Below are 23,404 nucleotides of genomic sequence, written 5' to 3' on the forward strand. Positions count from 1 at the left end.
TCGACAGGGAAGCCGTCAGTGGCGCTCTAGGGCGTTGACCAGGTCGTGGAAGGCTTCGCGGTTGGACTCGTTGAGGCCCATGAGGATCTTGTGCGCTTCCAGCACCTTGACCCGTACGATCTCTTCGGACTGGTCTTGCGACGGCAGGTCGGTGAGGCATTCCGGGCAGGGAATTGGGCGGTCAACGATGTTGAACACCTGGTCGAAGCCCATCGACTGCAATAGACGGGTGATGTCTTCGTGGGTGGTGACCACAGTCGGCAACAGGCCGACCTTCTGCCGCGACAGAATCGACAGCTTGGCCAACAGCCCCAGGGTGGTGCTGTCGATGCTGCGGGTTTCGGTCAGGTCGATCACGATCGCCGAGAAGTTCAGCGCTGTGAAGATCCGCTCAATCGTCGCATCCAGGGCCGAACACAAGGTCAGGCGCACTTCACCGACAAACTTCAGGACGAAGGTCCCGTCTTGCTCGGCGAATTGGATTCTTCCGGTACTCATCAAAGATTCCTGCTCAACACCAATAGGGCGATATCATCCGGCATCTCCCCTAGCGTGGCCAATCCAAAAACCTGCCGCAGGCCATCCAGGCTGCCGCCCGCCGACTTGACCTTTTGGGGCAAGGCGGCTTCTTTCTCTTTGAGTGTAGGCTCTGGAAGAAGGTCCAGGATGCCATCGGACATCAGCGTCAGGCTGAAGGTCGGCGGCAGTTCCAGGATGTGGTCTTCGTAGGTGGCTTCATTGAACAAGCCCACCGGCAGGCCACGCCCTTCCAGGTAGCGCACACTGTCAGGAGTGTACAAAACAGGCATCGGCAGGTGACCGCCAATGCTGTAGGTCAAAAGACCGGTTTCTTCGTCGATCACGCCGCCGACCATCGTCACGTGCTTGCCCAGCTTGCAGCTGATCAGGCCCCGGTTGATGTGGCCCAGCACCTCGGAGGGGGTGAACTCCGGCAAGGTGCCATTGCGCTTGGACTCGAACAACAGCCGTGTGGTCATGAACTTCAACAACACGGTCACAAAGGCAGAAGAAGCGCCGTGGCCGGAAACGTCGGCCAGGTAGAACGCCACGCGTCGCTCGTCCACACGGAAATAATCGACAAAATCACCCGACAGGTACAACGACGGGATGATCTGGTGGGCAAACTTGAACTCGTCGATGCTCCAGGGGCTCACCGGCAGCATGTTCATCTGCACCTGGCGACCGGCGTTCTGGTCTTCCTGGAGCAGATTCAGGCTGGCTTCGAGCTCGCGGTTGGCGGTCTCGAGCTTTTCGCGGTAGCGCTGGTTTTCCAGGAGCAGGCGGGCACGGTCCAGGGCGCGGCGCACCGAGTGCTCCAGCACGGCCAGGTCTTCCAGGGGCTTGATCAGGTAATCGGCAGCGCCCAGGCGCAGGGCTTCGACAGCGTCGTTCATGACACCGGCACCGGACACGACAATCACCGGCGTTTGCGGGGCAAGCTCGGTCACCTGGCGAATCAGCTCCAGGCCGCCCATCTGGGGCATGCGCAGGTCGCAGATCACAAGGTCGGGCTTGTCGCGCTCGAATACCTGGAGACCCTGTTGGCCATTACTGGCCTGCAGGACGCTGAAGCCACTGTCTTCCAAGTAGGCCGCGAGGCTCGCGCGCACTACTTCGTCGTCATCGATTATCAGCAGCGTGGCACTGGTTTTTTGCATGTGGGCAAACGGCGCCAGAATTAGGTTGGCGTAGGCGGCTCGGCAATGGCCGGGCTCACGTACTGGATTCGCTTTCTAGCCTCTCTGTCCTACAAAGCATTGGGATTTCGCCCATGCACAACGGTAAAGCAGAGGTGCCCTTCTAAGGCGCAGACGGTACTCCCATCCGTGAGGGGTTTCAAGCTCATGGCGATGGTCGCCGGGCGTCTTTACCCTGCAAATCACCGGGAGTTATAAGAACCGCTTGGACCACAACACAAAGTAAGGTTGTGGCACCCATAAAAAAGGCGACCATCAAGAGGTCGCCTTATTTCATTTCAAGATGTCACGGCTTAAAAGTCGTCGACAACCTTGCCATCCTTGACCTTGAACTCACGGTTCTGCAGGTAGGCGTTACGGATAAAGGTGTACTTGTCGCCGCTGATCAGCTTCTCGCTGTCGAGCAGGCTGGCGCGCACGTCAACGACGTTGAGGCCGAAGGTGCTGTTACGCCAGCCGATGTCGTTCATGTAGCGGTACGGCTGGGTGTAGCTGTCGACGTACTTGGACGGCGCATCACGCAAGGTGCTTGGGCCCAGCAATGGGATCATCACGTAGGGGCCGCTGCCGACGCCCCAGTAGCCGAGGGTCTGGCCGAAGTCTTCGTCGCTGCGCTGCAGCCCCATTTTGGTGCCGACATCGATAAAGCCCAGCACGCCAAAGGTGGTGTTGACCAACAGGCGAGCGGTGTCGACGCCTGCATTGTGCGGCTTGAGTTGCAGCACGTTGTTGGCCAGGTTGCCGACATCGCCGATGTTACGGAAGAAGTTGTGAACGCCGTCCTGCACAAACTGCGGGGTGACGAACTGATAGCCCTGGGCGATCGGCTTGAGGGCGTAGGTATCAACGGTGTCGTTAAAGGTGAAGATCGGGCGGTTGACGCTTTCCCATGGATCATCTTCCGACGCGGCTTGAGCGGCGAACGGTGCCAATAGGATGGTGGCACACACCGATAGCTGAGCGAAGTAGTGGCTCCAGCGCATAGCTTTTGCTCCTTGAATGGTCTGTCATGGGCGCTATGCCCTGAATAAGGCCGTCAGTATATGACGGAAGTGCGTGTTTAGGCAGCTACCAGGGTCCTGTCTCACGAAAAATGCACAAAATTCCTACAAACACTGTCAGTGTCATGGCCTTGTCATGCCACCCCGATAGTGTTGCTGCTATTTCAGGGACGTTCAGATGCCACACGCCGAGATTGCCATCGCCACAGCCCCCTCGTTGACCGCCGTGCTATTTGGCCTGAGTGGCTGCCTGGTGGATTTCGGTTCCCTGGCGCGTACCGACTCGCCCTGCCCCGGCTGCGTGGCTACACCCGGCGCCTTGAAAAGCCTGCGCAGCCTGAAGGAACAAGGCGTGCCCTGCGCCTGGCTGGATGAACTGCCCCCCTGCGTGACCACGCCCCTGTCCGCCAGCCTGCCGGGCTGGATCAAGGCCGCCTCGCCCTCCTCCATCCGCTGGCCCGCGCCCCACGCCTGCTGGCAAGCCTTGATGGAGTTGAACATCGAACGCCTGGAAGGCTGCGTACTGGTCAGCGGCGAGCCGCGCCTGCTGCAATCGGGCTTGAATGCCGGGTTGTGGACTATCGGCCTGGCGTCCTGTGGCTCGCTCTGCGGCCTGTCACCCGAGCAATGGCAGGCACTGACCGCGCAGCAACGCGAATACAAGCGCGGCAAGGCGACGGTAGCGCTCTATGGCCTGGGCGTGCACTCGGTGATCGACCACCTGGGCGAGTTGGGCAGTTGCCTGGCGGACATCAGCCTGCGCCGGCTCAAAGGCGAGAAGCCCTGATCAAGATCATGCACGGTTGGCCGCAGTGGATTAATCTACAGGCCAGCCCGTAGACCTTTCCCGGCGCGCCGCGGTCTATGCCAGTGACTATCGATAAAAGGAAAGAACGTCATGCCTGATCGCGAGAAGTTACAACAGCAGGCCGATATTGTGCGCGAGCAACTGGAGAACCATCCGGATTTGCCTGTCGAGAAACGTCAAGCACTGGAAGAGTTGATTGCCAAGTTCGAAGTGCAACTTGAATTGGAGCCGGCCACTCAGACGCCAAGCATCTCCGACGATGTGAATCAAGCGGCCATAGAGTTCGACGCTGAGCACCCGGTCATTTCCGGGACATTGCGCAATATCATGATCACCCTGGGCAATATCGGCATCTAACCCGAACACAGGCCCGGCAAAAAACCAAAATGTGGGAGGGGGCTTGCTCCCGATAGCAGAAGTTCAGACACAGATGCTGTGACTGACACGCCGCTATCGGGAGCAAGCCCCCTCCCACATTTAGTTTTGTGTGCAGGCTTACTGGCGCGCCAGGCGCACGTTCAGGAATTGGGTGTTCTCAGTGCTGCGGTACGGGTTGATATCCAACCCTCCTCGACGCACATAGCGCGCATACACCGTCAACTTCTCCGGCTTGAGCAAGCGCTGCAGGTCGAGAAAGATGCGTTCCACGCACTGCTCATGGAAGTCCGAGTGCTGGCGAAAGCTGACGATATATTCCAGCAGGCTGGCGTGATCCAGCGCCGCGCCACGGTACTCCACCACCACACTGCCCCAATCGGGCTGGCTGGTCACCGGGCAGTTGGATTTGAGCAGGTGGCTGTGCACACTCTCCTCAACAACACGCGAGTCATCACAGCGCAGCAGCTCCGGGCGCGGGTGCTCGTAGCTGCTGACATTGATATCCAGGCCGTCAATGCACGCACCCGGCAACGCCATCACACCCTCTGCCTCGATGTCGGCCAGGCTGCGGATGCGCACGGTCACCGGCTTGCCGGCAGCAGCGCTGAGGTCGGTGCGCAAGGTGGCTTCAAGGCTTTGCGTATCGGCAAACGCGGTCTGGTTCAGCGAGTTGAGGTACAGCTTGAACGACTTGGATTCAATGATGTTCGGCGAGTCCGCAGGAATGCTGAACTCACCGATGGCCACCACCGGCTTGCCCGATGGCAGCAACCAGGACAGTTCGAAGCAGTTCCAGAAATCTACGCCCTTGTACGGCAGGGTGTCGGCGCTCAGGCCCAGTTCGGCCCATTTGGCGGCGCGCGGAATCGGGAACAGCAACGAAGGGGTGTAAGTGGAGATGTATTCACTGGACTTGCCCAGCGGCGAATGTTCGGCTGCGGGATGCATGGCGGAAACCTGGCTAAATAAACCGCGCCAGTCTACCAGCCTTTGCCCCCGCCCTTAACAAACGCCTCACTCAACGGTCAGTTTGCCGACCATGCCCGCCTGATAATGGCCGGGAAGGTTGCAAGCGAACTCCAGGCCAGTGGCCTTGGTGAAGGTCCACGTCAGTTCGGCCGTCTTGCCCGGCTCCACCAACACACTGTTGGGATCGTCATGCTTCATGCCGCCCATATCGCCGTGGCCCATGGCGCTGTAGTCCATCTTGCCCATACCGGTGGCGGTGAGCATGCCGCTGGCTTGCATCTGCAGCATCTCTTTCTGGTGAGCGGCATGCATCGCCGCGTCGCCCAGGTTGAATTCGTGGAGCAACCGGCCTTTGTTGACCAGTACAAACCGCACGGTTTCACCGGCTTTTACGTCCAGGCTCTTGGGCTCGAAGGCAATGTCCTGCAGGGTGACTTCCACGGTACGCGTGGCCTTGGCTGCCGGAGCCGGCTGGCCGAACGCGTAACCATGAGCCGCATCCGCCAGCGCATTGAAGCTAAGCGCCAATAAGCAGCCCGCCATTAACAGGGATGTACGCAACGCCATTTCTCACGCTCCAAAAATAGGTGACCAGCTTGGGCCGCACTTTAAGATAGCCTCGCTGCCAGCCAGCTGACTGCTAGATTACAACTTTGTCAGCTTGCGCCCATACCCTTGCGCCCACGGTATAAAGGCCCGCGCTTACCCCTTGCCAAGAGCCCAACATGAAACTGCTGATCGTCGAAGACCAACCCAAAACCGGCCACTATCTGCGTCAAGGCTTGGCCGAGGCTGGCTTTACCACCGAACTGGTGGCCGACGGCACGACCGGCCAGCACCTGGCGCTGAGCGGGGATTATGACTTGTTGATCCTCGATGTGATGCTTCCGGGCCGCGACGGCTGGCAGATCCTGCAGGCGGTGCGCAGTGCCGGCCTGGACATGCCGGTGCTGTTCCTCACCGCTCGCGATGCCGTGGAAGACCGCGTACATGGCCTGGAACTGGGCGCCGACGACTATCTGGTCAAGCCCTTCGCCTTTTCCGAACTGCTGGCCCGGGTGCGCACTTTGTTACGCCGTGGCAGCAGCACACCGCAGGAAACCACCCTGCAACTGGCCGACCTGCGCCTGGACCTGATCCGTCGCCGCGTCGAGCGCGACGGCCAGCGCATCGACCTCACCGCCAAGGAGTTTGCCCTGCTGGAAATGCTGCTGCGTCGCCAGGGCGAGGTGCTGCCCAAGACGCTGATCGCGTCCCAGGTGTGGGACATGAATTTCGACAGCGACACCAACATTATCGAAGTGGCGATCCGCCGCCTGCGCCTGAAAGTCGACGATAACTTCCCCAACAAACTGATCCACACCGTGCGCGGCATGGGTTACGTGCTGGAGGAGCGCTTCACGTGATCAAGCGCCTGTCCCTGACCAGCCGCCTGGCGCTGCTGTTTGCCGCCTGCACCGCGGTGGTCTCGTTGATCGCCGGCGTACTGTTCAATCGCGCCAGCGAAGCGCACTTCGTCGAGCTGGACCAGCAACTGCTCGACAGCAAGCTGGTGGCCCTGCGCAGTGCCTTGCAGGGTGTCGACTCACGTGAAGCCTTCGCCCTGCGCGGCCCGCAATTGCGCGCCGAGCTGGATCACCAGCCCGACTTCACCATGCGCATCACGGCGGCCGGCCAGCGCTGGGTGGACGGTGCGCCGAACCTCAATGTGCCCGCCGCCCCGGGCCTGCACAGCCTGCAAAACGCAGGCACCGACTACCGTGTGTACAACGCGCCGTTGACGCCCGGCCAACCCGGTTCGCCACAGCTGAGCCTGATACTCGACATCACCCACCACCAGCACTTCCTGGAGCATATGCAACGCTTGATCTGGCTGACCGTCGGCCTCTCGGCGCTGGCGACCGCCCTGCTCGGCGCCTGGGCGGCGCGCAGCGGGTTGCGACCGTTGCGGCGCATGGGCGAGGTGGCCGCCAGCGTATCCGCCCACTCCCTGACGCAACGTCTGCCCCAGGCGCAAATGCCGGTGGAACTGGCGGAACTGGCCCAAGCCTTCAACGCCATGCTGGGGCGCCTGGACGATGCCTTCCAGCGCCTGTCGGCGTTCTCCGCCGATATCGCCCACGAGCTGCGCACGCCGCTCTCCAACCTGCTGACCCAGACCCAGGTCATTCTCACCCAGCCACGCCCACTGGAGGATTACCGCGAGGCGCTGCACAGCAACCTCGAAGAGTTGCAGTGGATGGCGCAACTGGTCAACGACATGCTGTACCTGGCCAAAGCCGACCACGGCTTGCTGACGCCCAACCGTGAAGCCCTGAATCTGGGCGATGAGGTCGACGCACTGTTGGAGTTTTTTACCCTGCTGGCAGAGGATGCACAGGTCACGCTGGTACGCGAAGGCAGCGCCCATACGCTGGGCGATCGCGGCATGTTGCGCCGGGCCCTGTCGAACTTGCTGGATAACGCGCTACGGTTTACCCCACCAGACGGTGAAGTGCGGGTGCGCATAGAGAGTGGCGTGACACTGACAGTTGAGAACACCGGGGAAGGTATTCCTGCGCAGCTGTTGCCGCGGCTGTTTGACCGGTTCTACCGAGCCGACCCGTCAAGGCGGCCAGGCAGCAGTGAACATGCGGGGCTGGGGTTGGCGATTACCCAGTCGATTGTGCGGGCGCATGGGGGGAGGATTTATTGTGAGTCGCAGGCGGGCTGGACAAGGTTTGTGATTGAGTTGCCCAAGGGAGATTGATGCAAGCTGGGCCGGCCCTATCGGGGGCAAGCCCCCTCCCACATTTTGACCTCATTGTTCCTTTATAAACGCGGTCCAGTGTGGGAGGGGGCTTGCCCCCGATAGCGGTCTAAGACCTTACGAATATCTCAAGGCATGGGCCGGCTCAATCTTCGCCGCCCGATACGCCGGGTAAATCGTCGCCAAAAAGCTCAACACAAACCCCGCCGAGCAAATCAGCAACACATCCCCACCTTGCAGCTCCGAAGGCAGGTTGCTGACAAAATACACATCCGAACTAAAGATATGCTGCCCGCTCACCCGCTCCAGCCAACCTACCAGTTCACTGACGTTCAGCGCTGCAATTACCCCCAGCACGCCGCCGATCAAGGTGCCGACCACGCCGATCACCGTGCCCTGCACCATGAAGATAGCCATGATCTGCCGAGGCGTGGCGCCGATGGTGCGCAGGATCGCGATGTCCGCGCCCTTGTCGTTCACCACCATGATCAACGTGGCGATGATGTTGAACGCAGCGACTGCGACGATCATCAGCAACAACAGACCGATCATGGTCTTTTCCATCTTCATCGCGCTGAACAGGCTGCCCTGGGTGTGGGTCCAGTCATCCGGCTTGTAAGCCGCGCCGAGGCTGGCAGCGATATCCGCCGAGACTTTGGGCGCTGCGTACAGGTCCTTCACCGCCAGGCGCACGCTTTGCACCTGGTTGGGCTGCCAATGCTGGATTTCTGCCGCGTCGGCCATGTGGATCAGGGCCATGGAGCCATCCAGCTCGGCGCCGACTTTGAAGATACCCACCACGTTCAACCGCTGCATACGCGGGGTGATGCCACCCGGCGCGCTGCTCAGTTCCGGGACGATCAGGGTCAGCTTGTCGCCCACGCTCAGGCGAAAGCGCCGCGCGGTGATATCGCCGACCACCACGCCAAACTCGCCGGGTTTGAGGTCGTCCAGTTTGCCGCGCACGATGTGCTGGGTCACGATCGACACCTTGCCTTCCTGGGCCGGGTCGACGCCGCTGATCTCGATCGGCTGCATGGCGCCCTTGTAGGAGAACATGCCGTCCATCTGCGTGAAGGGTACGGCGGCGGTGACTTGGGGATTCTTCATCGCCGCGGCCGCCACCGGTTGCCAGTCATCAATCGGCTTTACGCCAACAATTGTGGCGTGGGGCACCATACCGAGGATGCGCGAACTCATTTCGCGCTGGAAGCCGTTCATCACAGACAGCACCACGATCATGGCCAATACGCCCAGGGCGAGGCCGATCATCGAGGTCATCGAGATAAACGAGACAAAACGGTTACGGCGCTTGGCGCGGGTATAGCGCGTGCCGATGAAAATGGATAACGGTCTGAACATTCGCGTACACCGCCTGAAAAAATGAAAAAGCCCGACGCCAGGCGCCAGGCTTGAAACAGGTCAGATGGCGACCAGGTGACCTTCCTGCAGGTGCAACACGCGGTCCATCTGCCGGGCCATGCTCATGTCATGGGTCACCACCAGGAACGCGGTGCGCATCTGGGTGCTCAGCTCCAGCATCAAGTCCTTGATGCCCTGGGCGGTGTGGGAGTCGAGGTTGCCGGTGGGCTCGTCGAGCATCACCAGGCCAGGGTTGTTCACCAGGGCGCGGGCAATCGCCACACGCTGGCGCTCACCGCCGGAGAGTTCGGCCGGCTTGTGCTCCAGGCGATGGCCGAGGCCGACGCGTTCCAGCAAGGCGGTGGCACGTTGGCGCGCCTCCGGGATCGCGGTCTTGCCGATCAACAGCGGCATGCACACGTTTTCCAGGGCGGTGAATTCCGGCAACAGGTGGTGAAACTGGTACACAAAGCCCAGCGAGCGGTTACGCAGTTGGCCACGGGCCTTTTCATTCAACGCCGACAGTTCTTCGCCGGCCAGCCATACGCTGCCCTGGGACGGCGTATCGAGGCCGCCCAACAGGTTCAGCAAGGTGCTTTTGCCGGAGCCGGAACTGCCGACGATCGCCACGCGTTCGCCCGGATGCAGCTCCAGTTGCAGGTTCGACAGCACGACCACCGATTCCGGGCCTTCCTCGTAGGATTTGCCCAGGTTGCGGCAGCTCAGGATTGCTTTTTCACTCATGCCCGATTCACTCATAACGTAATGCCTGTGCTGGCTGGGTACGTGCCGCGCGCCAGGCTGGATACAGGGTGGCAAGGAAGCTCAGGACCAACGCGGCGCCGCCCACCATCAGCACGTCCTGGGTTTGCACCTGGGACGGCAAGTAGTCGATGAAGTAGACGTCAGCGTTGAGAAACTTGTGGCCGATCACTTTTTCAAGCAAGGCGATGGCGGCGCTGACGTTCAGCGCGGCCAGAATGCCCACCGCGGTACCGATCAGGGTGCCGACCACGCCAATCACGGTGCCCTGCACCATGAAGATCGCCATGATCTGCCCCGGCGTGGCGCCCAGGGTACGCAGGATGGCGATATCGCCCTTCTTGTCGTTCACTACCATCACCAGCGTGGAAATGATGTTGAACGCAGCCACGGCGACGATCAGCAGCAACAGCAGGCCGATCATGGCTTTCTCCATGCGGATGGCCTGGTAGAGGTTGCCGTGGGTACGGGTCCAGTCGCGGGCGTAATACTCGGATTCACCCAAGTGCTGGGCAATTTCCCAGGCGCCGCGCGGGGCGTCGAACAGGTCGTTGAACTTCAGCCGCAGGCCCTGCACCTGGTCCGGCTGCCAGCGATGCAGGCGGGCCAGGTCGGTAAGGTTGGTCAGGCCGATGTAACCGTCGATCTCGCCGGCGCCGACGTGGAAGGTACCCACCACGGTAAAGCGCTTCATGCGCGGGAACATGCCGGCCGGGGTCACGGTGACTTCCGGAGCGACGAAGGTCAGCTTGTCGCCAACGCCCACACCGAGCTTGGCCGCGGCCTTGTCACCGATAACGATGCCGAAACTGCCAGGGGCCAGGTCGTCGAGCTTACCTTGCTGCATGAACTTGTCGATGATCGAGACGTTGCGTTCCTGGGCCGGGTCGATGGCATTGAGCAGGATTTTCTGCACCTTGCCGTCGTTGGTCAGCAACCCCTGCATCTGGGTAAACGGCGCGACCGCCACCACCTTGGGGTTCTGCTTGACCTTGGCGGCCAGGCTTTGCCAGTCGTTGATGGGCGCATCGCCCTCAATGGTCGCGTGGGGCACCATGCCCAGCACACGGGTATGCATCTCATGATCGAAGCCGTTCATCACCGACAGCACCACGATCATCACAACCACGCCCAGGGCGAGACCGATCATCGAGGTCAAGGAAATGAACGACACAAAATGATTGCGACGCTTTGCACGGGTATAACGCGTGCCGATAAAAACGAAGAGAGGTCTGAACATGTCGGGGCTTGTTCGGAGGAAAAGAAGACGTCCCGGTGGCGGGGTCTGGTAAGCAGCTTTACACTCAGACCATTACCGTTACCTGGGGTTCGCCATGTCGACATTAGATGAAGAAGAGCGCCGCGAATACTACCGTATCGACGACATGATCGCACTTCAAATCAGCACATTGTCTGGCCCCGACGCGGCGAGCAAGGAAGTGTTGCTGGATGATTCGCCGCTGTTCAATCTGCTCAGCGAACTGCACCTGAGCGAATTCGAAGCCCAGCACCTGCTGCGTCAGATCAGCGAGAAAGATCGCAGCCTGGCGGCCTTCCTCAAAGTGCAAAACAAGCGCCTGGATCTGCTCAGCCAAGTCATGGCCCGCGGCCTGCTGGCTGAAGTGGGCGCGCCGCAACCGGTGATTCTTTCCGAAGGCGGCATCGACTTCCGGCACCCTACCCCGCTGGCCCCCGATACCCATCTGGCAGTCAAGCTGGTGCTGATGCCCCAAGCGCTCGGCCTGTTACTGCGCGCACGGGTAACCCATTGCGATCCCCAGGGCGAGGGCTTTGATGTGGGCACGGAATTCGAATCCATGACCGATGCCCAACGCCAACTGCTGGCGCGCTACATCCTGCAAAAGCAGGCGCAGGAACGCCGTCTGGCGCGAGAGCAAAGCGACGACCTCTGAATACCTATTCATTCCGCCAGCGATCCTGGCGCAAAGGAGCAACTGTGACCCTGATCTACGGCCATCGCGGTGCCAAAGGCGAAGCACCGGAAAATACCCTGACCAGTTTTCAGGAATGCCTCAAGCACGGCGTACGTCGTTGCGAACTGGACCTGCACCTGTCCATGGACGGCGAGCTGATGGTCATCCATGACCCGACCCTCAAGCGCACCGCCGACCGGCGCGGCAAGGTCGTCGAGTACTCGGCGGCTGATCTGGTGAAGATGGACGCGCGCAAAGGCGGCCCGGGTTGGGTCAGCCCGTGCCCGATCCCACGCCTGGAGGAGCTGTTCGAAAAGTGCGACTTCGATCACTGGCAACTGGAAGTCAAAAGCGCTTCACGCACTCGCGCTGCAACCACCGTGCTGGCAATCCGTGAGATGGCCGTACGCTTTGGCCTGATGGACAAGGTCACGGTGACCTCAAGCTCTCGGGAGGTGTTGAAAGCCGCGGTAGAACTCACCCCGGACCTGTCACGCGGCCTGGTGGCCGAATACGCCTGGCTCGACCCGTTGAAAGTCGCGCAGAACTACGGCTGTGAGTACCTGGCATTGAACTGGACGTTATGCACCCCTGAGCGCCTGGAGAAAGCCCAGCGCCAGGGTTTGCATGTATCCGTGTGGACGGTCAACGAACCTGCGCTGATGCGCAGGCTCGCCGACTTCGGCGTAGATAGCCTGATTACAGACTTTCCCGGTTTGGCCACTGCCACTCTCGGGAATTACTGAAATCGGTCTCCCCGGCCGGCTCAGGCCACCGGCCGGAGCCGCTCAAAAAAGCCGGTTGAGGCCGTCGTAGGCGGCTACCCGATAGGCTTCGGCCATGGTCGGGTAGTTGAAGGTGGTGTTGACGAAATACTTGAGGGTATTTTGCTCACCCGGCTGGTTCATGATCGCCTGGCCAATGTGCACGATCTCCGACGCCTGGTAGCCGAAGCAATGCACGCCGAGTACTTCCAGGGTCTCGCGGTGGAACAGGATCTTCAGCATGCCTTGCGGCTCACCGGCGATCTGCGCACGTGCCATGCTCTTGAAGAACGCCTTGCCGACTTCGTAAGGCACCTTGGCCTTGGTCAGTTCGTGCTCGTTCTTGCCGATGGAGCTGATCTCGGGAATCGTGTAGATCCCGGTCGGTACGTCGTTCACGTAGCGCCAGCTGCCATTGTCGACAATGCTGCCGGCGGCCGAGCGGCCCTGGTCATGGGCGGCACTGGCCAGGCTCGGCCAGCCGATCACGTCACCGGCGCCGTAGATGTTCGGCACGCAGGTGCGGTAGTTCTCATCCACTTCGATCTGGCCACGGCTGTTGACCTTGACCCCGATGTTTTCCATGCCCAGCTTGTCGGTGTTGCCGGTACGGCCGTTGCACCACAGCAAGGCGTCGGCCTTGATCTTCTTGCCGGACTTGAGGTGCAGGATCACACCGTTGTCCATGCCTTCGACCCGCTCGTACTCTTCGTTGTGGCGCACGGTGATGTTGTTGTTGCTGAAGTGGTAGCTCAACGCCTGGGAAATTTCCGAGTCGAGGAAGCTCAGTAACTGGTCACGGTTGTCCACCAGCTCCACCAGTACCCCCAGGCCGCTGAAGATCGAGGCGTATTCGCAGCCGATCACGCCGGCGCCATAGATGATCAGTTTGCGCGGGGTGTGGCCCAGGCTGAGGATGGTGTCGCTATCGTAGATACGCGGGTGGTGGAAATCGATGTCCGCCGGGCGATACGGGCGCGAACCGGTGGCGATGATGATGTGCTTGGCCACCAGCTTCTCGACCACGCCATTGGCGCAGACCACTTCGACGGTTTGCTCGTCGGCGAAGCTGCCGGTGCCGAAGAACAGGTCGACGCGGTTACGGGCGTAGTAGCCGGTACGCGAAGCGACTTGCTTGGAGATGACTTTTTCGGCGCTTTTCAACACGTCCGGGAACGAGAACCAGCGCGGCTCGCCAATGGCCCGGAACATCGGGTTGGTGTTGAACTGCATGATCTGGCGCACGGAGTGACGCAACGCCTTGGACGGGATGGTACCCAGGTGGGTGCAGTTACCGCCGACCTGACGACGGCTATCGACCATCGCCACCTTGCGCCCTGCTTTGGCAGCGTTCATCGCCGCACCTTCTCCAGCCGGGCCGGAACCCAGTACCACCACGTCGTAGTTGTAGACAGCCATGCGTACTCCTCAGAACAGGCCAGGCGTACGGTTGGACGCCGGGCTAAATCATGCCGCGGCCAGCGGTCATGAAGGACAATTTGGCTCAAGTGTGTGAACCGGGGCACAGTCTATAGAAGGCCGAGCGCCGCGAACATTAACCCTTGGTCGCGTCGTAGGCCAGTGTTGCCATACTACAGGACGCAAATCAGCGCCGAATTGAGGGTGAGCCTTATGCGACAACTATTTTTTTGTTTAATGCTGATAGTGTCGCTCACGACGCACGCCAACGATGCGAAGCGGCTCAAGCAGGCAAGCTTCCCCGCACAGGTCGAGGGGCTGGCCCTGAAAAACCAGGCGGTGTTCAACTATCTTTGGGCGGATGTGTATGCGGCGGCGCTGTATGCACCGGCTGACCTCGCTGCAAAGCAAGCCTGGGAGCAACAGAAGGCTGTGCGCCTGGCGTTGTATTACTTTCGCGACATTGACCGCGATGATGTAATCAAGGCGGCCACGGTAACCCTGGAACGCCAGCAAGCCAATGCTCGATTAAAGCCGCAGTTGGATCAGTTGCACGCCAGCTTTCGCAACGTCCGCAGCGGTGATCGTTATGCCCTGGATTTTCGTCCGGGCCGTGGGTTGAAGCTGGAGATCAATGAGCAGGTGGTGTTCAGCAGTCGTGATGAGGAACTGGCGCGGGCCTACCTGGGCATCTGGCTGGCGCCCAAAGGACTGTCTGATGAGTTGCGCGACAAGTTGCTGAATTGATGTGTCGGCTGTAGCACCGCCATCGGGGGCAAGCCCCCTCCCACAGTTGACCGAGGCCACCCTGAAGGAATACGACCCAATGTGGGAGGGGGCTTGCCCCCGATGAGGCCCTCCAGGCAACGCAAAACCCACAGCCATAAAAAAGCCCCGAACCAGTCGGGGCTTTCTCATTCAGCCCAAAGGCTTAGCGCGGGAACGCAGGCGGGTTGACCCCAGCCATGTCTTCCATCACGCGAACCACCTGGCAGCTGTAGCCAAACTCGTTGTCGTACCACACGTACAGCACAACACGGTTGTCCTGGGTGATGGTCGCTTCAGCGTCCACCACACCGGCGTGGCGCGAGCCAACGAAGTCGGTGGAGACCACTTCCTGCGAGTTGACGAAGTCGATCTGCTTGTGCAGATCGGAGTGCAGCGCCATGTAGCGCAGGTACTCGTTCATCTCTTCGCGGGTGGCGGCTTTCTCAAGGTTGAGGTTGAGAATGGCCATCGACACGTTCGGCGTCGGTACACGGATCGCGTTACCGGTCAGCTTGCCGGCCAGCTCAGGCAGGGCCTTGGCGGCGGCGGTGGCAGCACCGGTCTCGGTGATCACCATGTTCAACGCGGCGCTACGACCACGGCGATCGCCCTTGTGGAAGTTGTCGATCAGGTTCTGGTCGTTGGTGTACGAGTGAACGGTTTCAACGTGGCCGTTGACGATACCGAACTTGTCATTCACAGCTTTGAGCACCGGCACGATGGCGTTGGTGGTGCAGGAAGCGGCGGACACGATCTTGTCGTCAGCGGTGATTTCAGCGTGGTTGATGCCGTGCACGATGTTCTTGAGCTTGCCTTTGCCAGGCGCGGTCAACACGACACGGTCGATACCCGGGCAAGCCAGGTGCTGGCCCAGGCCCTCGGCATCACGCCATACGCCGGTGTTGTCCACCAGCAGGGCGTCCTGGATGCCGTACTGGGTGTAATCCACCTCGGTCGGGTTCTTCGCGTAGATCACCTGGATCAGGTTACCGTTGGCGGTAATGGTGTTGTTTTCTTCGTCAATGGTGATGGTGCCGTTGAACGAGCCGTGTACCGAATCGCGACGCAGCAGGCTGGCGCGCTTGGTCAGGTCGTTCTCGGCGCCTTTGCGCACCACGATGGCACGCAGGCGCAGGCCGTCGCCGCCACCGGTTTTCTCGATCAGGATGCGCGCCAGCAGGCGGCCGATACGGCCGAAGCCGTACAGCACCACGTCGGTGCCTTTGCGGGCGGCAGCGTTTTGCTGGCCAACCACATCGGCCATTTCTTCACGCACGAACTGCTCGGCACTGCGGCCGGCGCCTTCCTTGCGGAATTTGTAGGCCAACTTGCCCAGGTCTACCGAGGCCGCGCCGAGCTTGAGCTCGCTCATGGCTTTAAGCAGTGGGAATGTTTCGTGGACGGAGAGTTCGCTGTCGTCGGCGGAGCGATGGCGCGCAAAGCGGTGAGCTTTGAGAATCGCGATGACAGACTGGTTGATCAGGCTGCGGCCATAGATCGAGCTCACCACATTGTTATTGCGGTACAGCTGGCCGATAAGCGGAATCATCGCTTCTGCGAGTGCTTCACGGTCGATCCATTCACCAAGACACTGGTCGGGCTTCTGAGTCACGGGAACCTTCCACATGTAGGGGCAGAAAAAAGGGGCTACATTATGTCGCCCGACTGGCCGTTGAGCAATGCGCGAGGGGCAACAAAAAGCCCTTGCAAAAAAATACCTCCGCGCTACAGCCCAGTAAATACGCGGGTTCCAGAAGGCCACTAGTCCAGCACCATCGCCGACTTGTCCGTAACACTCCTAAACATTCGCGCATTTTGGCACTACATATTGAGTCAAAACCGGTCATTGTTTGTCTTAGCCACTACATTTCCTACAAACCGTAATAGGCACAGTCAGCAACTGACAGGCGGCACCTGGGGCCGTTACAATTACCGACTTTGTCGCAACGCTTGGAGCTCAACCTTCCGTGCCCGTTCTGCGTCTACCGCTTCTCCCTGCCGCGGCAGGTAAACAGCACTGGGGCAACCTGCCCGGTGCCGCCCTGAGCCTGGCCATTGCCGAGGCTGCCAGCGCAGCCAAGCGCTTTACCCTGCTGCTTACCGCCGACAGCCAAAGTGCCGAACGGTTGGAGCAGGAGCTGAGCTTCTTCGCCCCGGATTTGCCGGTGCTGCATTTTCCCGACTGGGAAACCCTGCCCTACGACCTGTTCTCGCCGCACCAGGACATCATCTCCCAGCGCATCGCCAGCCTGTACCGCTTGCCGGAACTGGCCCACGGTGTGCTGGTGGTGCCGATCACCACGGCCCTGCACCGCCTGGCGCCGACCAAATTCCTGCTCGGCAGCAGCCTGGTGCTGGATATCGGCCAGAAGCTCGACGTAGAACAGATGCGCACGCGCCTGGAAGCCAGCGGCTACCGCTGCGTCGACACGGTGTACGAGCACGGTGAGTTCGCAGTGCGCGGCGCCCTGATCGACCTGTTCCCGATGGGCAGCAAGTTGCCGTATCGCATCGACCTGTTCGATGACGAAATCGAGACCTTGCGCACCTTTGATCCGGAAAACCAGCGCTCCATCGACAAGGTCGACTCGATCAAGCTGCTGCCGGCGCGGGAATTCCCGCTGCAAAAAGACGCGGTCACGCGCTTCAAGGCACGCTTTCGCGAACGCTTTGACGTGGATTTCCGTCGCTGCCCAATCTTCCAGGACTTAAGCAGCGGGATTACCCCAGCGGGTATCGAGTACTACCTGCCATTGTTCTTCGACGAAACCTCCACCCTCTTCGACTATCTGCCCCAGGACACCCAGGTGTTCTCGCTGCCAGGCATCGAGCAGGCGGCGGAAAACTTCTGGAACGACGTGCGCAACCGCTATGAAGAGCGCCGCGTCGATCCGTCCCGGCCTTTATTGCCGCCCGCCGAATTGTTCCTTCCCGTAGAAGACTGCTTCGCCCGCTTGAAAAACTGGCCGCGCGTGGTCGCCAGCCAACAAGATGTAGACGCCGGCAGTGGTCGGGAACGCTTCCCCGCGGGAACCCTGCCCGACCTGGCGATCCAGGCCAAAGCCACGCAACCGTTGGAAGCGCTGTCCAACTTCCTCGGTGACTTCCCTGGCCGCGTGCTGTTTACCGCCGAGTCCGCCGGGCGCCGCGAAGTGCTGCTGGAGCTGTTGGAACGCTTGAAACTGCGGCCCAAGACCGTCGACAGCTGGCCGGATTTTGTCAATAGCAAAGAGCGCCTGGCGATCACCATCGCCCCCTTGGACGAAGGCTTGTTGCTGGACGACCCGGCCCTCGCCCTGATCGCCGAGAGCCCGCTTTTCGGCCAGCGCGTGATGCAACGCCGTCGCCGGGAAAAACGCGCAGACGCCAACAATGATGCAGTGATCAAGAACCTCACCGAGCTGCGCGAAGGCGCCCCGGTGGTGCACATCGACCATGGTGTAGGCCGCTACCTGGGCTTGCAGACACTGGAGATCGACAACCAGGCCGCCGAATTCCTCACCATGGAATACGCCGAGGGCGCCAAGCTCTACGTGCCGGTGGCCAGCCTGCACCTGATCGCCCGTTACACCGGTAGCGACGACGCTTTGGCACCGTTGCATCGCCTGGGCTCCGAGACCTGGCAGAAAGCCAAGCGCAAGGCCGCCGAACAGGTTCGCGACGTGGCCGCAGAATTGCTCGACATCTATGCCCGCCGTGCCGCCCGCGAAGGTTACGCGTTCGCTGACCCGAAAGCCGACTACGCCACCTTCAGTGCCGGCTTCGCCTTCGAAGAAACTCCGGACCAGCAAACCACCATCGAGGCGGTGCGCGCCGACATGCTCGCGCCCAAGCCGATGGACCGCCTGGTGTGTGGCGACGTGGGCTTCGGCAAAACCGAAGTGGCCATGCGCGCCGCCTTTATTGCAGTGCACGGCGGTCGCCAGGTGGCGATCCTGGTGCCGACTACCCTGCTCGCCCAGCAGCACTACAACAGCTTCCGCGACCGCTTTGCCGACTGGCCAGTGACCGTGGAGGTGATGAGCCGCTTCAAGTCCGCCAAGGAAGTGAATGCCGCCGTTGCCGACCTGGCCGAGGGCAAGATCGATATCGTCATCGGCACCCACAAACTGCTGTCAGACGATGTGAAGATCAAGAATCTGGGCCTGGTGATCATCGACGAAGAACACCGCTTCGGTGTGCGTCAGAAAGAACAGCTCAAGGCCCTGCGCAGCGAAGTTGACATCCTTACCCTCACCGCTACGCCGATTCCGCGCACGCTGAACATGGCCGTATCGGGTATGCGCGACCTGTCGATCATCGCGACGCCACCCGCACGCCGCCTGTCGGTGCGCACCTTCGTGATGGAGCAGAACAAGAGCACGGTCAAGGAAGCACTGCTGCGTGAACTGCTGCGCGGCGGCCAGGTGTATTACCTGCACAACGATGTGAAGACCATCGAGAAATGCGCCGCCGACCTCGCCGAGCTGGTGCCGGAAGCCCGTATCGCCATCGGCCACGGGCAGATGCGCGAGCGCGAACTCGAACAGGTAATGAGCGACTTCTACCACAAGCGCTTCAACGTGCTGATCGCCTCGACCATCATCGAGACCGGCATCGACGTGCCCAGCGCCAACACCATCATCATCGAGCGCGCCGACAAGTTCGGCCTGGCGCAGCTGCACCAACTGCGCGGCCGTGTCGGGCGCAGTCACCACCAGGCCTACGCCTACCTGCTTACACCGCCGCGCCAGCAAATTACCAGCGACGCGGAAAAGCGCCTGGAAGCCATCGCCAACACCCAGGACCTCGGCGCCGGCTTTGTGCTGGCCACCAACGACCTGGAAATCCGTGGCGCCGGCGAACTGCTGGGGGACGGCCAGAGCGGGCAGATCCAGGCGGTCGGCTTCACGCTATATATGGAGATGCTCGAACGCGCAGTGAAAGCCATCCGCAAGGGCGAACAACCGAACCTCGATCAACCTCTGGGCGGCGGCCCGGAGATCAACCTGCGCTTGCCGGCATTGATTCCTGAAGACTACCTGCCGGATGTTCATGCGCGACTGATCCTCTACAAGCGCATCGCCTCGGCCACCGACGAAGAGGGCCTCAAGGACCTGCAAGTAGAGATGATCGACCGCTTCGGACTGCTGCCCGAACCGACCAAGAACCTGGTGCGCCTGACCCTGCTCAAGTTGCAGGCCGAGCAGTTGGGGATCAAGAAGGTCGACGCCGGGCCGCAAGGTGGGCGTATCGAATTCGAAGCGCAGACGCCGGTCGACCCGTTGGTACTGATCAAGCTGATCCAGGGCCAGCCCAACCGCTACAAGTTCGAAGGGGCTACGCTGTTCAAGTTCATGGTGCCGATGGAACGTGCCGAAGAACGCTTCAATACCCTGGAGGCGCTGTTTGAGCGCCTCATCCCGAAATCCGCTTGAAGGACGCCGCCATGCGCTTGTTCCGCATTCTGAGCCTGTTGTTGGTGGTACTCGCGCCTTCGGCATTTGCCGACAGCCCGTACCAGGTGGAAATGATCCTGGTGCGCCAGAATGCCGAGCCGGTGATCAACAGCCGCGCCGCCCCGGAGAACTGGGACGGCGGCGCCCAGCGCCTGGGCGAGCGGCTGAGCCCGCCGCGCCTGGGCAACATCGTCGAAAAATTGCGCGCCGACTCCAACTACACCGTGCTCGCGCACAAGGCCTGGGAACAGAACCTGGGCGAGCAGCCGGTGAGGATCGCGATCACCGACGGCCAGGAGCAATTCGGCCAGTTCCCTATCGAAGGCGTGCTGAGCCTGCAACTGGGTCGTTTCACCGACATCGATGCCGACTTCTGGATCAACCAGTTCGACGGCAACGGCAGCGTGATCGCCAGTGAACACCTGGCGCAGAAAGACGTACGCACCAAGAACAACCAGCTTAATTACCTGGACGGCGGCCACCTGGCGTTGCTGATCAAGATCACCTCGCTGACCGCCAAGCCGCCCAGCGCACCGCCGCCCGACATGCAGGACTGATCCAGCGCCATGCCCCTCACTTCGCCTCTGACCAAACCCCTGGCCCCTTCGTGGGCCAATCGCTTCAAAGAGCAGAGCCTGGAGCGCGGGCGGCGTTACGCACTGGAAAACCGCGTGCGCATCGTCGAGTGCGGTGACAGCACCATTACCGCCAGTTGCGAAGGCTCCGGCGGTAACGTCTATCGGCAAACCATCTCGTTGCGTGAGTCGGCCAAGGGCCTGCTGATCCTGGTGGACAGCCGCTGTACCTGCCCGGTGCACACCAACTGCAAACACATCGCAGCGGTGTTGCTCAAGGTCCAGGAAACCCTGGCCTATCCGGCGGCGACCCAGGATGCGCAACTGCTGGAAAAACTCCAGGCCGTGCTGGATAACCGCGTGGTCCTGCCGCAGGTGGTCATGGAGGATGTGCAGCCCGTGCCACGCCTGTGGCTGGCGAGCGTCGAGTTCAGCGCGTTCGAACCGCGCAACGGCAAGATGCAGCGCTATATCCAGCACCGTGCGGCACTGTCGTTCAACTACCTGGGCAATTACGTCAGTGGGCAAAAGAACGCCGATATTATCGTGCGCCAGGACACCCAGAGCCTGCGAATCAAGCGCCACCCCGAGCTGGAACAAGCCTGTCGCGAACAGCTGCGTCTGCTCGGTTTCAAGATCGCTACGCGCCAAAGCAAGGCCTTGCCTGAAAGCGCCGGCGAGCTGTTCGAGATGGTCAATGACAGCGCCTGGCTGAACTTCACGCTCAACTCATCGCCAACGCTGCGGGCCGAGGGCTGGGAGCTGCAAATCGATGAAGACTTCGGTTTCGACCTGAGCCCGGTGGACGACTGGTACGCCAGCGTCGATGAAGCGCCGGAGCGTGACTGGTTCGACCTGGAGTTGGGCATCATCGTCAATGGCGAACGGTTGAGCCTGCTGCCGATATTGCTGAACCTGATGCGCTCCCACACCGAGATCCTCAACCCGGAAAAACTCGCAAGGCGCCGCGATGATGAACTGATCCTGGTGAATATTCCCGGGCTGCCCAACGGCCACGGCCCGCTGCAAGTGGCGTTGCCCTACGGGCGCTTGAAGCCGGTGCTGGCGACTCTCGGCGAGTTCTACCTGCAGGAAACCGGCACCACGACGTTGCGCCTGGCCAAGGCCGACGCGATCAGGCTCAACCCGCTGGAAGACCTGCCGTTGCAATGGGAGGGTGGCGAGAAGATCCGCAACTTCGCCCAACGCCTGCGGGACATCAAGGACTTCACCTGCGTGGCGCCCGAGGGCCTGAACGCAACCTTGCGCCCCTATCAACTGGAAGGCTTGAGCTGGATGCAGTCACTGCGCCAGTTGGAAGTGGGCGGGATTCTCGCGGACGACATGGGCCTGGGCAAAACCCTGCAAACCCTGGCGCATATTCTCACCGAGAAAATCGCCGGGCGCCTTGATCGGCCCTGCATGGTCGTGATGCCCACCAGCCTGATTCCGAACTGGCTCGACGAAGCAGCGCACTTCACCCCGCAACTGCGGGTGCAGGCGCTGTACGGCGCAGGGCGCAAGAAACACTTCGCCAACCTGCACGACTACGACCTGCTGCTGACCACCTATGCCCTGCTGCCCAAGGACATCGACACGCTCGCCGCCCTGCCCTTGCATGTATTGATCCTGGATGAAGCGCAGTACATCAAGAACCCGTCCAGCAAGGCCGCCCAGGCCGCACGCGAGCTGAATGCCCGCCAGCGCCTGTGCCTGAGCGGCACGCCATTGGAAAACCACTTGGGTGAACTGTGGTCGCTGTTCCACTTCCTGTTGCCGGGTTGGCTGGGCGACGTGAAGAGCTTCAACCGTGATTACCGCGTGCCGATTGAAAAACGCGCCAGTGAAGTGCGCTTGCAGCACCTCAACGGTCGAATCAAACCGTTCCTGCTGCGCCGCACCAAGGAACAGGTGGCGACCGAACTGCCACCCAAGACTGAGATCATCCACTGGGTCGACCTCAACGAGGCCCAGCGCGACGTGTACGAAACCATGCGTCTGGCCATGGATAAAAAAGTCCGCGACGAAATCACCCGCAAGGGCGTGGCCCGCAGCCAGATCATCATCCTTGAAGCGCTGCTCAAACTGCGACAAGTGTGCTGCGACCTGCGCCTGGTCAACGACGCCACTCTGCCGGCGCGTGGCAGCAGCTCGGGCAAGCTCGACAGCCTGATGGACATGCTTGACGAGCTGTTTGCCGAAGGCCGCAGGATTCTGCTGTTCTCGCAGTTCACTTCGATGCTGAGCCTGATCGAAATCGAACTGAAAAAACGCGGGATTGCCTATGCATTGCTGACCGGCCAGACCCGTGACCGACGTACACCGGTGAAGGATTTCCAGAGCGGCAAGTTGCAGATCTTTTTGATCAGCTTGAAGGCCGGTGGCGTGGGTTTGAACCTGACCGAAGCCGACACGGTGATTCACTACGACCCGTGGTGGAACCCGGCCACGGAAAACCAGGCCACCGACCGTGCGTATCGCATCGGGCAGGAAAAACCGGTGTTCGTGTACAAGATGATTGCCCGAGGCACGGTGGAGGAGAAAATCCAGCACCTGCAGAAGGAGAAATCCGACTTGGCGGCGGGCGTGCTGGATGGGCGGACCACGGGGGATTGGCAGTTGGGTAATGAGGATATCGAGGCGCTCTTCGCACCACTGTCTAATAAGCAAGAGAAGCGCTGACTGTTAGATCGCTATCGCAGGCAAGCCAGCTCCCACACTTGAATGTATTCACACATCAAAATGTGGGAGCTGGCTTG

The 23,404-nt window shown here is 60.9% G+C and carries 20 protein-coding genes; 10 read left to right on the forward strand and 10 right to left on the reverse strand.

Annotated elements, in window-relative coordinates; genetic code table 11:
• Positions 1 to 15 precede the first annotated feature (15 nt).
• The 3 genes from rssC to E4P01_RS15695 all read right to left on the reverse strand — a co-directional run bounded on the left by rssC (position 16) and on the right by E4P01_RS15695 (position 2,701).
• Positions 16 to 498 carry an anti-sigma factor antagonist RssC gene (gene rssC, locus E4P01_RS15685; protein WP_010212025.1) on the reverse strand — a complete coding sequence of 161 codons (483 nt, stop codon included), beginning with the start codon at positions 496 to 498 and terminating at the stop codon, positions 16 to 18.
• The gene (gene rssB / locus E4P01_RS15690; protein ID WP_005786210.1) at positions 498 to 1,679 is read right to left on the reverse strand and encodes a two-component system response regulator RssB; all 1,182 of its coding nucleotides are present in this window, start codon (positions 1,677 to 1,679) and stop codon (positions 498 to 500) included. Before rssB ends, rssC begins: the two co-directional genes overlap by 1 nt.
• Positions 1,680 to 2,011: 332 nt before the next feature.
• A complete protein-coding gene (locus E4P01_RS15695) occupies positions 2,012 to 2,701 on the reverse strand; it encodes a VacJ family lipoprotein (RefSeq protein WP_005786208.1) in 690 nt (229 codons plus the stop codon).
• A gap of 196 nt (positions 2,702 to 2,897) precedes the next feature.
• Here E4P01_RS15695 and E4P01_RS15700 point away from each other — a divergent pair, with 196 nt between their 5' ends.
• Together E4P01_RS15700 and E4P01_RS15705 are read left to right on the forward strand one after the other, a co-directional pair.
• Complete coding sequence (locus E4P01_RS15700; RefSeq protein WP_078820637.1) at positions 2,898 to 3,506, forward strand: phosphatase; 609 nt, start codon at positions 2,898 to 2,900, stop codon at positions 3,504 to 3,506.
• Positions 3,507 to 3,617: 111 nt separating this feature from the next.
• On the forward strand, positions 3,618 to 3,884 hold the full coding sequence (locus E4P01_RS15705) for a DUF4404 family protein (protein ID WP_078820636.1): 267 nt from the start codon (positions 3,618 to 3,620) through the stop codon (positions 3,882 to 3,884).
• A gap of 138 nt (positions 3,885 to 4,022) precedes the next feature.
• Here E4P01_RS15705 and queF read toward each other — a convergent pair whose 3' ends face one another.
• Both queF and E4P01_RS15715 read right to left on the reverse strand, forming a co-directional pair.
• Positions 4,023 to 4,853, reverse strand: coding sequence for an NADPH-dependent 7-cyano-7-deazaguanine reductase QueF (queF, locus tag E4P01_RS15710; RefSeq protein WP_032877206.1), 831 nt, complete (start codon positions 4,851 to 4,853; stop codon positions 4,023 to 4,025).
• 66 nt (positions 4,854 to 4,919) lie between these two features.
• Positions 4,920 to 5,441, reverse strand: a complete 522-nt coding sequence (locus tag E4P01_RS15715) for a cupredoxin family protein (protein WP_216090913.1) — start codon at positions 5,439 to 5,441, stop codon at positions 4,920 to 4,922.
• Between the two features lie 158 nt (positions 5,442 to 5,599).
• Between E4P01_RS15715 and E4P01_RS15720 the strand changes: the two genes are divergently transcribed.
• Positions 5,600 to 6,280: a heavy metal response regulator transcription factor gene (locus E4P01_RS15720; RefSeq protein ID WP_005786195.1), complete on the forward strand. Its 681-nt coding sequence runs from the start codon at positions 5,600 to 5,602 to the stop codon at positions 6,278 to 6,280.
• The gene (locus E4P01_RS15725) at positions 6,277 to 7,623 is read left to right on the forward strand and encodes a heavy metal sensor histidine kinase (RefSeq protein WP_216090912.1); all 1,347 of its coding nucleotides are present in this window, start codon (positions 6,277 to 6,279) and stop codon (positions 7,621 to 7,623) included. The genes E4P01_RS15720 and E4P01_RS15725 overlap by 4 nt, the downstream gene beginning before the upstream one ends.
• A gap of 117 nt (positions 7,624 to 7,740) precedes the next feature.
• Here E4P01_RS15725 and E4P01_RS15730 read toward each other — a convergent pair whose 3' ends face one another.
• Genes E4P01_RS15730 through E4P01_RS15740 form a run of 3 tightly spaced genes read right to left on the reverse strand, consistent with a single transcriptional unit; the run spans position 7,741 to position 10,987 of the window.
• Positions 7,741 to 8,985, reverse strand: a complete 1,245-nt coding sequence (locus tag E4P01_RS15730) for a lipoprotein-releasing ABC transporter permease subunit (RefSeq protein WP_216090911.1) — start codon at positions 8,983 to 8,985, stop codon at positions 7,741 to 7,743.
• A 60-nt stretch (positions 8,986 to 9,045) separates the two neighbouring features.
• The gene (lolD, locus tag E4P01_RS15735; protein ID WP_019818240.1) at positions 9,046 to 9,729 is read right to left on the reverse strand and encodes a lipoprotein-releasing ABC transporter ATP-binding protein LolD; all 684 of its coding nucleotides are present in this window, start codon (positions 9,727 to 9,729) and stop codon (positions 9,046 to 9,048) included.
• Between the two features lie 7 nt (positions 9,730 to 9,736).
• The gene (locus tag E4P01_RS15740) at positions 9,737 to 10,987 is read right to left on the reverse strand and encodes a lipoprotein-releasing ABC transporter permease subunit (protein ID WP_248130094.1); all 1,251 of its coding nucleotides are present in this window, start codon (positions 10,985 to 10,987) and stop codon (positions 9,737 to 9,739) included.
• 94 nt (positions 10,988 to 11,081) lie between these two features.
• On the opposite strand from E4P01_RS15740, the gene E4P01_RS15745 reads away from it, so the two are divergent.
• Together E4P01_RS15745 and E4P01_RS15750 are read left to right on the forward strand one after the other, a co-directional pair.
• A complete protein-coding gene (locus tag E4P01_RS15745; RefSeq protein WP_078820629.1) occupies positions 11,082 to 11,660 on the forward strand; it encodes a PilZ domain-containing protein in 579 nt (192 codons plus the stop codon).
• A gap of 44 nt (positions 11,661 to 11,704) precedes the next feature.
• Complete coding sequence (locus E4P01_RS15750; RefSeq protein ID WP_003172585.1) at positions 11,705 to 12,427, forward strand: glycerophosphodiester phosphodiesterase family protein; 723 nt, start codon at positions 11,705 to 11,707, stop codon at positions 12,425 to 12,427.
• A 42-nt stretch (positions 12,428 to 12,469) separates the two neighbouring features.
• Here E4P01_RS15750 and sthA read toward each other — a convergent pair whose 3' ends face one another.
• Positions 12,470 to 13,864: a Si-specific NAD(P)(+) transhydrogenase gene (sthA, locus tag E4P01_RS15755; RefSeq protein WP_216090910.1), complete on the reverse strand. Its 1,395-nt coding sequence runs from the start codon at positions 13,862 to 13,864 to the stop codon at positions 12,470 to 12,472.
• Positions 13,865 to 14,077: 213 nt separating this feature from the next.
• On the opposite strand from sthA, the gene E4P01_RS15760 reads away from it, so the two are divergent.
• Positions 14,078 to 14,611, forward strand: coding sequence for a chalcone isomerase family protein (locus E4P01_RS15760; RefSeq protein WP_078820627.1), 534 nt, complete (start codon positions 14,078 to 14,080; stop codon positions 14,609 to 14,611).
• A gap of 184 nt (positions 14,612 to 14,795) precedes the next feature.
• Here E4P01_RS15760 and E4P01_RS15765 read toward each other — a convergent pair whose 3' ends face one another.
• Positions 14,796 to 16,259 (reverse strand): glyceraldehyde-3-phosphate dehydrogenase, encoded by a 1,464-nt coding sequence (locus E4P01_RS15765; protein WP_032803369.1) that lies wholly within the window; start codon positions 16,257 to 16,259, stop codon positions 14,796 to 14,798.
• Between the two features lie 340 nt (positions 16,260 to 16,599).
• Between E4P01_RS15765 and mfd the strand changes: the two genes are divergently transcribed.
• From mfd to E4P01_RS15780, 3 genes are read left to right on the forward strand one after another with little or no spacing between them, the layout of a single operon-like run.
• Positions 16,600 to 20,049 carry a transcription-repair coupling factor gene (gene mfd, locus E4P01_RS15770; RefSeq protein ID WP_148852349.1) on the forward strand — a complete coding sequence of 1,150 codons (3,450 nt, stop codon included), beginning with the start codon at positions 16,600 to 16,602 and terminating at the stop codon, positions 20,047 to 20,049.
• Between the two features lie 11 nt (positions 20,050 to 20,060).
• Positions 20,061 to 20,627, forward strand: a complete 567-nt coding sequence (locus E4P01_RS15775) for a CsiV family protein (RefSeq protein WP_032877214.1) — start codon at positions 20,061 to 20,063, stop codon at positions 20,625 to 20,627.
• A gap of 9 nt (positions 20,628 to 20,636) precedes the next feature.
• Positions 20,637 to 23,327, forward strand: coding sequence for a DEAD/DEAH box helicase (locus tag E4P01_RS15780; RefSeq protein WP_248130095.1), 2,691 nt, complete (start codon positions 20,637 to 20,639; stop codon positions 23,325 to 23,327).
• The last annotated feature ends 77 nt before the right edge of the window (positions 23,328 to 23,404 follow it).

Origin of the sequence: Pseudomonas sp. NCIMB 10586, from assembly GCF_023127895.1 — a bacterium.
Lineage (GTDB): Bacteria > Pseudomonadota > Gammaproteobacteria > Pseudomonadales > Pseudomonadaceae > Aquipseudomonas > Aquipseudomonas synxantha_A.

Excerpts from the sequence above, each read along its gene's own strand:
- queF (WP_032877206.1), bottom strand. The coding sequence starts at position 4,853 with ATGCATCCCGCAGCCGAACATTCGCCGCTGGGCAAGTCCAGTGAATAC.
- E4P01_RS15775 (WP_032877214.1), top strand. The coding sequence starts at position 20,061 with ATGCGCTTGTTCCGCATTCTGAGCCTGTTGTTGGTGGTACTCGCGCCT.
- E4P01_RS15760 (WP_078820627.1), top strand. The coding sequence starts at position 14,078 with ATGCGACAACTATTTTTTTGTTTAATGCTGATAGTGTCGCTCACGACG.
- E4P01_RS15780 (WP_248130095.1), top strand. The coding sequence starts at position 20,637 with ATGCCCCTCACTTCGCCTCTGACCAAACCCCTGGCCCCTTCGTGGGCC.
- E4P01_RS15700 (WP_078820637.1), top strand. The coding sequence starts at position 2,898 with ATGCCACACGCCGAGATTGCCATCGCCACAGCCCCCTCGTTGACCGCC.
- E4P01_RS15715 (WP_216090913.1), bottom strand. The coding sequence starts at position 5,441 with ATGGCGTTGCGTACATCCCTGTTAATGGCGGGCTGCTTATTGGCGCTT.
- rssB (WP_005786210.1), bottom strand. The coding sequence starts at position 1,679 with ATGCAAAAAACCAGTGCCACGCTGCTGATAATCGATGACGACGAAGTA.
- E4P01_RS15765 (WP_032803369.1), bottom strand. The coding sequence starts at position 16,259 with ATGTGGAAGGTTCCCGTGACTCAGAAGCCCGACCAGTGTCTTGGTGAA.
- E4P01_RS15730 (WP_216090911.1), bottom strand. The coding sequence starts at position 8,985 with ATGTTCAGACCGTTATCCATTTTCATCGGCACGCGCTATACCCGCGCC.
- E4P01_RS15745 (WP_078820629.1), top strand. The coding sequence starts at position 11,082 with ATGTCGACATTAGATGAAGAAGAGCGCCGCGAATACTACCGTATCGAC.
- E4P01_RS15720 (WP_005786195.1), top strand. The coding sequence starts at position 5,600 with ATGAAACTGCTGATCGTCGAAGACCAACCCAAAACCGGCCACTATCTG.
- E4P01_RS15705 (WP_078820636.1), top strand. The coding sequence starts at position 3,618 with ATGCCTGATCGCGAGAAGTTACAACAGCAGGCCGATATTGTGCGCGAG.
- rssC (WP_010212025.1), bottom strand. The coding sequence starts at position 498 with ATGAGTACCGGAAGAATCCAATTCGCCGAGCAAGACGGGACCTTCGTC.
- lolD (WP_019818240.1), bottom strand. The coding sequence starts at position 9,729 with ATGAGTGAAAAAGCAATCCTGAGCTGCCGCAACCTGGGCAAATCCTAC.
- E4P01_RS15695 (WP_005786208.1), bottom strand. The coding sequence starts at position 2,701 with ATGCGCTGGAGCCACTACTTCGCTCAGCTATCGGTGTGTGCCACCATC.
- sthA (WP_216090910.1), bottom strand. The coding sequence starts at position 13,864 with ATGGCTGTCTACAACTACGACGTGGTGGTACTGGGTTCCGGCCCGGCT.
- E4P01_RS15740 (WP_248130094.1), bottom strand. The coding sequence starts at position 10,987 with ATGTTCAGACCTCTCTTCGTTTTTATCGGCACGCGTTATACCCGTGCA.